11 protein-coding genes are annotated in these 8278 nt (G+C 64.4%); 2 read left to right on the plus strand and 9 right to left on the minus strand.

What is annotated here, in order from left to right; genetic code table 11:
• Positions 1–117 precede the first annotated feature (117 nt).
• The 6 genes from F6S12_RS28135 to F6S12_RS28160 all read right to left on the minus strand — a co-directional run bounded on the left by F6S12_RS28135 (position 118) and on the right by F6S12_RS28160 (position 3743).
• A complete protein-coding gene (locus tag F6S12_RS28135; RefSeq protein WP_077933771.1) occupies positions 118–519 on the minus strand; it encodes a type II toxin-antitoxin system HicB family antitoxin in 402 nt (133 codons plus the stop codon).
• 38 nt (positions 520–557) lie between these two features.
• Positions 558–740, minus strand: coding sequence for a type II toxin-antitoxin system HicA family toxin (locus F6S12_RS28140; protein WP_077935001.1), 183 nt, complete (start codon positions 738–740; stop codon positions 558–560).
• 142 nt (positions 741–882) lie between these two features.
• A complete protein-coding gene (gene arsH / locus F6S12_RS28145; protein ID WP_041117166.1) occupies positions 883–1581 on the minus strand; it encodes an arsenical resistance protein ArsH in 699 nt (232 codons plus the stop codon).
• A 9-nt stretch (positions 1582–1590) separates the two neighbouring features.
• Complete coding sequence (locus tag F6S12_RS28150) at positions 1591–2061, minus strand: arsenate reductase ArsC (protein ID WP_152686094.1); 471 nt, start codon at positions 2059–2061, stop codon at positions 1591–1593.
• A gap of 30 nt (positions 2062–2091) precedes the next feature.
• Positions 2092–3375 (minus strand): arsenic transporter, encoded by a 1284-nt coding sequence (locus F6S12_RS28155; RefSeq protein ID WP_053157447.1) that lies wholly within the window; start codon positions 3373–3375, stop codon positions 2092–2094.
• A gap of 20 nt (positions 3376–3395) precedes the next feature.
• Positions 3396–3743, minus strand: coding sequence for a metalloregulator ArsR/SmtB family transcription factor (locus F6S12_RS28160; protein WP_169894003.1), 348 nt, complete (start codon positions 3741–3743; stop codon positions 3396–3398).
• 230 nt (positions 3744–3973) lie between these two features.
• Between F6S12_RS28160 and F6S12_RS28165 the strand changes: the two genes are divergently transcribed.
• Positions 3974–4519, plus strand: a complete 546-nt coding sequence (locus tag F6S12_RS28165) for a hypothetical protein (RefSeq protein WP_152686096.1) — start codon at positions 3974–3976, stop codon at positions 4517–4519.
• Positions 4520–4763: 244 nt separating this feature from the next.
• Here the strand turns inward: F6S12_RS28165 and F6S12_RS28170 are convergent, their stop codons facing one another.
• Genes F6S12_RS28170 through F6S12_RS28180 form a run of 3 tightly spaced genes read right to left on the minus strand, consistent with a single transcriptional unit; the run spans position 4764 to position 6287 of the window.
• Positions 4764–5195, minus strand: coding sequence for a carboxymuconolactone decarboxylase family protein (locus F6S12_RS28170; RefSeq protein WP_011060488.1), 432 nt, complete (start codon positions 5193–5195; stop codon positions 4764–4766).
• A 28-nt stretch (positions 5196–5223) separates the two neighbouring features.
• Positions 5224–5844, minus strand: a complete 621-nt coding sequence (locus F6S12_RS28175; protein ID WP_161467471.1) for an FMN-dependent NADH-azoreductase — start codon at positions 5842–5844, stop codon at positions 5224–5226.
• Positions 5841–6287 (minus strand): GNAT family N-acetyltransferase, encoded by a 447-nt coding sequence (locus tag F6S12_RS28180; RefSeq protein ID WP_315869577.1) that lies wholly within the window; start codon positions 6285–6287, stop codon positions 5841–5843. The genes F6S12_RS28175 and F6S12_RS28180 overlap by 4 nt, the downstream gene beginning before the upstream one ends.
• A gap of 87 nt (positions 6288–6374) precedes the next feature.
• Between F6S12_RS28180 and F6S12_RS28185 the strand changes: the two genes are divergently transcribed.
• A complete protein-coding gene (locus tag F6S12_RS28185; RefSeq protein ID WP_315869578.1) occupies positions 6375–7778 on the plus strand; it encodes a PLP-dependent aminotransferase family protein in 1404 nt (467 codons plus the stop codon).
• Positions 7779–8278: the final 500 nt, after the last annotated feature.

Here is an 8278-nt window from a genome sequence, read left to right on the forward strand (position 1 = left end):
GGCTTGCCAGCGAAGGCGCCCGTCCAGGCGCTGCATGGCTTACGGGCCGCTTCGCCGGCAAGCCGGCTCCTACCCGACGGCGTTCTGCGTTCGTGCTGTGCGCTCTTGAATCTGTGCTTAGCGCCCGAGCTTTTCCAGCGCCGCATCCGCCAGAAAGGACGACCGGCTCTTGATGTTGTGCGCTCGGACAAAGCGGTCGATCTGCTGAATCACGTACCCCGGCAAGGTCACGTTGACCTTCTCGGTCTTGCCCAGGTAAGGCGTGATGTCGATCTCCAGCATGCCCCAGCCCATCCCCTGGTAATCAGGATGGGCGCGGTGCGTTTGGGTGGCAGAGGGCAGGGGAATGGCCTGCCCGGCGCGGGCCAGCTCTTCGAGCATGAGGTGGGCAATCTCGACGGCGGCGCTGTAGGCGGCCTCGAAGGTGTCGCCGGCGGTGACCGCGCCGGGAATGTCGGGAATCTGGATGCCGGTGGCCGTGTGCTCGTCGCCCCACTCGATGCAGATGGGATATTGCACGGGGATCTCCTCAAAACAGATGCGAAGGGTGATGGGCGCTAGAGCAGCCCGGCCAGTTTCCTGATGGCCCGGACCGTTCCCCGTGGCAGATCCTTCTTCGGATGCGGCACGGGAACGGTGTTGGGCCGGTAGGGATGCTGGAACAGATGATGGCTGCCGGTGACTCGCTCCAGCACCCAGCCTGCGGCTTCAAGCTCCTTGATCAACAGTCTGCTTTGCACCTCCATCTCCTGGTCGGGGTGAGAGGTGCTTTATAACTCCAGGCGCATAGTAGCGCAGGTTCAATTGTGTGTCTGGAGTTATGTATCTTGCTTTTGCTAGGCAGGCTTCTCCTTCAGGCCGCCAAGGGGTCTTTGCGCCCCTTCAGATTGAACGCTGGTTGACCCGGGCCATCAGTTGCTCGGCGCTTTCCTTGCGCTCGGAATAGCGGTCCACCAGAAACGCCTGGCGGTCGCGCAGCAGCACGGTGAACTTCACCAGCTCTTCCATCACATCCACCACCCGGTCGTAGAACGGCGAAGGCTTCATCCGCCCGGCGTCGTCGAACTCCATGTAGGCCTTGGGCACCGAGGATTGGTTGGGGATGGTGAACATGCGCATCCAGCGCCCGAGCACGCGCAACTGATTGACCACGTTGAACGACTGGGAGCCGCCGCAGACCTGCATCACTGCCAGGGTCTTGCCCTGGGTCGGACGCACCGCGCCGAGCTCCAGCGGAACCCAGTCGATCTGCGCCTTGAACACTGCCGACATCGCCCCGTGGCGCTCTGGCGAACACCAGACCTGGCCTTCCGACCACAGCACCAGCTCCCGCAGTTCCTGGACCTTGGGATGGTCCGCCGGGGCATCGTCGGGCAAGGGCAAGCCGGAGGGGTTGAAGATCCGCGTCTGGGCACCGAAATGCTCCAGCAGGCGCGCCGCCTCTTCGACCAGCAGCCGGCTGAAGGAGCGCTCGCGGGTGGAACCGTAGAGCAACAGGATGCGCGGCTTGTGCTCGTCTGGCGTCGAAGTGGGTGCGCCATCGAACAGGCGCAAATCCAGGTTGGGCAGGTGCTCGGACATGGGTCCTCCTTAAAGCGTGCCGATGCGATCGAGCTCGGTCTTGAGCTGATCGCGCCTGAGGTGGTTGAAGGGCAGTGCGAAGAAGGCTGCGCAGCGCTGTTCGATCTGCGCCAGGGTGGCGCGGAACGCGGCGTCGATCGCTGCCTCTTCACCGCGCACATCGGACGGGTCCGCCAGCCCCCAATGGGCCTTGAGCGCCGGACCGAAATACACCGGGCAGCTTTCACCGGCCGCCTTGTCGCAGACGGTGATGACAATATCCGGCGGGTTGTCGGCGAAGGCGTCATTGCCCTTGCTGTACAGGCCGTCGGTGGCGATGCCGGCCTGCTGCAAGGTCGACAGGCTGCGTGGCAGCACCTGGCCCTTGGGGAAGCTGCCGGCGCTGACCGCCGCGAACCCCTCGGGCGCCAGATGGTTGAACAGGGCTTCGCAAAGAATGCTGCGGCAACTGTTGGCCGTGCACATGAACAGGACTCGCATGGGGGGGGCTCCTGCCGCTTTGGGCGGCTGTCAGAGGCTCAGGCGCAGGGCCAGGGCCGAAAGGGTGACCAGCAGAACCGGGAGGGTCAGCAGCACGCCGACCTTGAAGTAATACCCCCAGGTGATGCGCAGGCCCTTGCGCTCCAGCACGTGCAGCCAGAGCAACGTGGCGAGGCTGCCGATGGGGGTGATTTTCGGGCCCAGGTCGCAGCCGATGACGTTGGCGTAGATCATCGCCTCGCGCACCAGCCCCTGTGCCTCGCTGGCCTGTATCGACAGCGCGCCGATCAGCACGCTGGGCATGTTGTTCATCACCGAGGACAGCAGCGCCGACAACAGGCCCGTGCCCAGGGTGGCGCTCCACAGCCCCTGTTCGGCCAGGCGGTTCAGCACCTGGGCCAGCAGGTCCGTCAGGCCGGCATTCTTCAGGCCGTACACCACCAGGTACATGCCCAGCGAGAACACCACGATCTGCCACGGCGCCTCGCGCAGCACCCGGCGCGTGGAGATCCGGTGGCCCTTGGCGGCGACGGCAAACAACAGCGCGGCACAGGCCGCCGCCACGGCGCTGATGGGAATACCCAGGGGCTCCAGGGCGAACAGCCCGACCAGCAGCATCAGCAGGGTCCAGCCCCCGACCCTGAAGGTGGCCCGGTCACGGATCGCCGTGCAAGGTTGCGGCAGCGCATCCAGGGCGTAGCGTGGCGGCAGGTCCTTGCGGAAATACAGGAACAGCACCAGCAAGGTCATGGCGACACTGGCCAGGCTCACCGGCAGCATCACCGCCGCGTACTCGGCGAACCCCAGCCGGAAGTAGTCGGCGGACACGATATTCACCAGGTTGGACACCACCAGCGGCAGGCTCGCGGTGTCGGCAATGAAGCCCGCGGCCATGACGAAGGCCAGGGTCGCCCCGGGTGAAAAACGCAGCGCCAGCAGCATCGACATGACGATGGGCGTGAGGATCAGCGCTGCGCCGTCATTGGCGAACAGCGCCGACACCGCCGCCCCCAGCAGCACGCAGAAAGCGAACAGCCGATGGCCGCTGCCCCTGGCCCAGCGCGCCACATGCAGGGCGGCCCATTCGAAGAACCCGGCCTCGTCCAGCAGCAGACTGATGATGATCACCGCGATGAAAGTCGCGGTGGCGTTCCAGACAATGGCCCACACCGTGGGAATGTCCTGCAGCGATACCGCGCCCACCGCCAGCGCGATGATTGCGCCGAACGTGGCGCTCCAACCGACGCCGAGGCCCTTGGGCTGCCAGATGACGAGAATCAGGGTGAAGAGAAAAACAGCCACAGCGACAAACATGCAGGTTCACTCGATAGGGGTCAGCAGCAGGCGGCTTCGCGAACGGGGCGGCCATCCATGTTCTGCAGGCGCGCGGCGTTGTCCTTGAGCCAAGCGGCGTTGGCCTTGGCCGTCACCTGCAGAATCTCCTGGACCCAGCCCGGCAACTGGGGGTTGAGGCGGTAATACACCCATTGGCCCTGGCGGCGGTCGAGCAGCAAGCCACTGCTGCGCAGTTGCGCCAGGTGGCGGCTGATTTTTGGCTGGCTGTCGTCGAGTGCACACATCAGCTCGCAGACACACAGCTCACCCTGATCGGCGATCAGCAGGGTGGCGCGCACACGGGTTTCGTCGGCCAGGCTTTTGAAGACTTCGGGAGGCGTGATCATGCTCGCTCCTTGTATATGGAAAATCGAATATACGAATATCCATATGTATTGAGCAAGCCAAAATTTTTCGAGGCGCAGGTCTGCGGTGAGGAGCGGCCAGAGGCGCGTGGCTTTTCATGGACGTTGCACGGCCGCCCATTGCACTATTGCGCCGGCCTTTCAGCCACCCATCACCCTCCCGTCGAAGACAGAACCCTCGACGGCCCCTTGCCAAGGAAGTCATCAGACCCATGACCGTCAGCGAACTGCTTGCCGCCATTCGTAAACCCTATGTCGAAACCCTGGCGCGTATCGCCGCAGAAGGGGCGGCGCATGTCGAGCCCGCTTACCGCAACAGCGATGGTTCGCTGGCGGTTGAAGGGGCCATGGGCACGCCTTGCCGGGTGGATGTGATTGCGGCCGAGAGCGGGGAGCCGGTGCAGGTCGATTCCGAAACCGAGCTGGGCTTTGAGCCTGTGCGCTTTGCGATCGAGCAGATGGCGGTGGTGATCTCGCCCTTTGGCTGGGACTGGTTGCCCCTGGAGGTGCGGGGCTTGAGCCTGGAACAGGCCTCTGAGGTTATTCGGGCGTGGTTCTTTGAGTGGTTCGATGGCGAAGACGAGAATTCGCCAACCGAAGAAGGGCTGCAAGGGGTGCTGCACTTTGTGTCGGACCCGGAGGCCACGGAGGAGGGGTACAGGGTCAAGATTGACCTCGGCTCGGCGTCCGATGAAGCGCTGGAAGCACTGCTGTTTGCATTGGCCGATGCCGGCGCCAGCGGAGCTTTTCTCGCATAGAGCAGGGGGGGGCAAAACGGCGACCCCGAGCCGACCTGATATCGCTTCCCCTGTAGGAGCTGGCTTGCCAGCGAAGCTCGCCAACGAAGACGCGGAGCCACCTTCTTACCGCGTGCACCTGGGGGCGGGTGGCGGCCAACCCGGCATCCTGCCGGGTTGGCCACGGCTCAATGCCTGCCTTCGACCCTCCTGTCCGCAGGGGCAGGAAGATCCACAGCCAACACCGCCAACAATGGCTTCGCTCTCAGAGCTTCATGCCCACCGCCAGCCGGTTGAAGGCATTCATCAAGGACACGGCCAAGGTCAGGTCGGAAATTTCAACGTCGCTAAAGTGCGCTTTCAGCGGTTCGTACAGCTCGTCCGGCGCGCCCTTGTCGTGGACGTAGGTGAGGGTTTCGGTCCAGGCCAGCGCGGCGCGCTCGCGTTCGCTGAACAGTTCGCTGACGCGCCAGCCGGCCAGGCAATCCAGCTTGTCTTGCGCCACCCCACACTCGCGCAGGGTCTGTGAGTGCTTGCCCAGGCAGAACGAGCAGCCGTTGATCTGCGACACGCGCAAAAACACCAGTTCCACCAGGGGCAAGCCCAGGGGGCTTGCGACCAGGGCGGTGTTGGTGGCGAGCAGGCCTTGATAGGCGGCTGGCGACAGGGTGGCAAAGGGCAGTCTGAGTTGGCTCATGGTGAAACTCCGATAGGTAAAAAAGTGATCAGGCACAAACGAGAGGGTTGAACAGGGGCTGCAAGGACAGTGCGCTGCGGGCCTCGTCGAGGGTTGCACGCACGGCCTCGTCACCGAACACCAACCCTTGCAGATAAGTGAACTGCAGGTCGAACAGGCCGAGGGTGTTCAGCACCTGGCGCAGGTAAGGCGTCAGAAAATCCGGTTGGCGTGCCCGTTCGCCCTGGTGAAAGCCGCCGGAACTGACCAGCACATGCACCGGGCGGTCCTTGAGCAGGCCGACCTTGCCTTCCGGGCCGGAACTGAAGGTGCGGTGAATGCGCAGCACGTAGTCGATCCACAGCTTGAGCGCGGCCGGCAGGGTGAAGTTGTGCATGGGCGTGGCAATGAGCAGGGCATCGCTGCGCTCCAACTCGCCGATCAGCCCCTCGGACACCTCGAACAGTGGTGCGTCGAAGGGCGTGGGGATGGTCAGGGCGTGGGCGTAGTCCATGCCCAGGGGTGGCAACGGATTGGCCCCCAGATCGCGCTCGACCAGTTCGAGGTGCGGATAGCGTTGGCGCAGGGAACTCACCAGTTCCAGTGCCAACTGGTTGCCATGGGAAACCTGCCCACGGGGGCTGGCGTTGATCAGTAGAAGGTTGTTCATGCCGGCTCCCCACCTTGAAGTCGCTGAGTGAAATGCATGCCACGGGCCAGCAACCCCTGACGGAAATAGAAACGCTGGGCCAGGGGCATATGCAGGCCGGTATCCAGCACCAGGTGATCGCATTGACGCTGCACGGCCTCCTCCCGCACGGCGCTCAACAGCCGCGCACCCAAGCCGCTGCGCTGAAGCTCCGGGCTCACGACCAGGTCATCGACGTAGATGAAGCGCCCGTAGAGCAGGTTTTCCAGCTCGCGGTAACCCGCCAGGCCGACGATGCGCTCAGCGTCCCACACGGCGAGCAAGCGGTAGCCCTGCTCGGTTTGCCGGGCTACTTGGGCGACATAGGCCGCCGGGCTGGTGAGGTGGGGGCGCAAGACACGCATCAAGTCGAAACTGGCCGCCAGGGCCGCTTCGCTTTCGAGGTGTTGAAGGGTGTAGGGCATGTCCGTCATCCGCTGAAAAGAGATGACCCACTTTAGAAGGTCAATGGCTTAAGCTACAGGGCCAAAAAATGCATAAATGACTAGGCCATGATCCTTCCTTTCGAATTGGACCGCAGCCAGACGGCGCCGATCTATCGCCAGCTTTACCAGCGGTTTCGCGAGTCTATCGCCGATGGCCGCCTGCGTCCGGGGGACCGAGTGCCGGCGGTCCGCGCCCTGGCGGCGGAACTCAACCTGGCGCGGGGCACCGTGGAAGCGGCCTACCAGCTGCTGATAGGCGAGGGCTACCTGACTGCTCGCGGGGCCGCCGGGACCATTGTCACCCCGCAACTGGCACCGGTTTCGGCGCCCACGCAGCGCGCCCCAGTGGCCCCCACGACCTACCAGGCCACCCATGCCGGCACCTCGCCCCTGGCCCTGCAAATGGGCCTGCCAGCGCTGGACGCCTTTCCGCGCAAACTCTGGACCCGCCTGGCGGGCCGGCAACTGCGCCAGGCGGGCGTCGAAGGCCTGGTCTACCCGGACGCGCGCGGCTACGCCCCGTTGCGGGCAGCCATTGCCTCCTACCTGGGGATTTCCCGGGGCATCAGCTGCCACCCGGAGCAGATTTTCGTCTGCGCCGGCTACCGCGCCTGCCTCGACCTGATCAGCCACACGCTGATGGGCCCGGGCGCCACCTGCTGGCTGGAAGAGCCCGGCTATTTCATGGCCAGGAACGCACTGCTGGAAGCCGGCGCACAGCTGGTGCCGGTGCCCGTGGACGATCAGGGCCTGGACGTCGCCCAAGGCATCGCCCGCGCCCCAGAGGCCGGCTTTGCCGTGGTCACCCCGACCCATCAGAGCCCGCTGGGGGTGTCGCTGTCCCTGCCGCGGCGCCTGGCCCTGCTGGACTGGGCCAACCGCCAAGGCAGCTGGATCATCGAGGACGACTACGACAGCGAATACCGCTACCAGGGCAAGCCCTTGCCGGCCCTCAAGAGCCTCGACCAGCAAGGCCGCGTGCTCTACACCGGCACCTTCAGCAAAGTCCTGTTTCCAGGCCTGCGTCTGGCCTACCTGGTGGTACCCGCCGAACAGACCCCAGCGTTCGCCCGCCAGGCGGATCGTTTGCACAACCACTGCCCGCACCTGCAGCAGGCGACGGTCGCGGCCTTTCTCAACGAGGGGCACTTTGCCCGGCATCTGAACAAAATGCGGGGCCTGTATGCGCGTCGGCGGCAGTGGTTGGTTGAGGCGTTGCACCAGGCGTTGGGTGGGCGTTTGCAGATAGATCCGCAGGCGGGGGGCATGCATGTGGTGGCTGGGCTGGGGGAGGGGGACGATGTGCAGATTGCCCGGCGGGCGCGGGGGGAGGGGATTGCGGTGGAGCCGTTGTCGCAGTGGTATCTGGGGGGCGAGGTTAGGCAGGGCTTGGTGATGGGGTTTACTAATGTCGTCAGTGCGGAGCAGGCGGCGAGCGTGGCGTTGCGGTTGGGGCGGGCCATTGGCTGAAAAGCGGGGCTACGGCCGCAGAGACTGGAGTCTTTCCTGTGGCAGCCCCCGCCATTTGGCAGGCCACACCCCCTGTGGCGAAGGCTGAAGGGCCAGACCAAAACCTGTAGCCGCTGTCGAGTGCAGCGAGGCTGCGCACGAGGACGCAGTCCTCGCCAAACCTGGCGACACGTTTCACCTGGCTGCATACGGTTCTGTGGACATATCCGTTGCTGCGGTCACGGCTGCTTAGGGTTCCGCTCTTACAGCGACTCACTTTTGCAGAGCGCAAAAGTAAGCAGTTTCCTGATGGCCCTGACCATCGAAACCTGTAGCCGCTGTCGAGCGCAGCGAGGCTGCGCACGAGGACGCAGTTCTCGCCAAACCTGCCGATGCTTTTCACCTGGCTGCATACGGTTCTGCGTACATATCCGTTGCTGCGGTCACGGCTGCTTAGGGTTTCGCTCTTACAGCGACTCACTTTGGAAAAGCCCCAAAGTAAGCAAAGGGCTCCTGCCCCC

Source organism: Pseudomonas sp. JV245A (assembly GCF_032424515.1).
GTDB lineage: Bacteria > Pseudomonadota > Gammaproteobacteria > Pseudomonadales > Pseudomonadaceae > Aquipseudomonas > Aquipseudomonas protegens.

What these genes read in the sequence shown, in the direction of transcription:
- F6S12_RS28180 (WP_315869577.1), bottom strand. Translation starts at nt 6,287, where the DNA reads ATGCCCTACACCCTTCAACACCTCGAAAGCGAAGCGGCCCTGGCGGCC.
- F6S12_RS28155 (WP_053157447.1), bottom strand. Translation starts at nt 3,375, where the DNA reads ATGTTTGTCGCTGTGGCTGTTTTTCTCTTCACCCTGATTCTCGTCATC.
- F6S12_RS28160 (WP_169894003.1), bottom strand. Translation starts at nt 3,743, where the DNA reads ATGATCACGCCTCCCGAAGTCTTCAAAAGCCTGGCCGACGAAACCCGT.
- F6S12_RS28150 (WP_152686094.1), bottom strand. Translation starts at nt 2,061, where the DNA reads ATGCGAGTCCTGTTCATGTGCACGGCCAACAGTTGCCGCAGCATTCTT.
- F6S12_RS28185 (WP_315869578.1), top strand. Translation starts at nt 6,375, where the DNA reads ATGATCCTTCCTTTCGAATTGGACCGCAGCCAGACGGCGCCGATCTAT.
- F6S12_RS28165 (WP_152686096.1), top strand. Translation starts at nt 3,974, where the DNA reads ATGACCGTCAGCGAACTGCTTGCCGCCATTCGTAAACCCTATGTCGAA.
- F6S12_RS28170 (WP_011060488.1), bottom strand. Translation starts at nt 5,195, where the DNA reads ATGAGCCAACTCAGACTGCCCTTTGCCACCCTGTCGCCAGCCGCCTAT.
- F6S12_RS28175 (WP_161467471.1), bottom strand. Translation starts at nt 5,844, where the DNA reads ATGAACAACCTTCTACTGATCAACGCCAGCCCCCGTGGGCAGGTTTCC.
- arsH (WP_041117166.1), bottom strand. Translation starts at nt 1,581, where the DNA reads ATGTCCGAGCACCTGCCCAACCTGGATTTGCGCCTGTTCGATGGCGCA.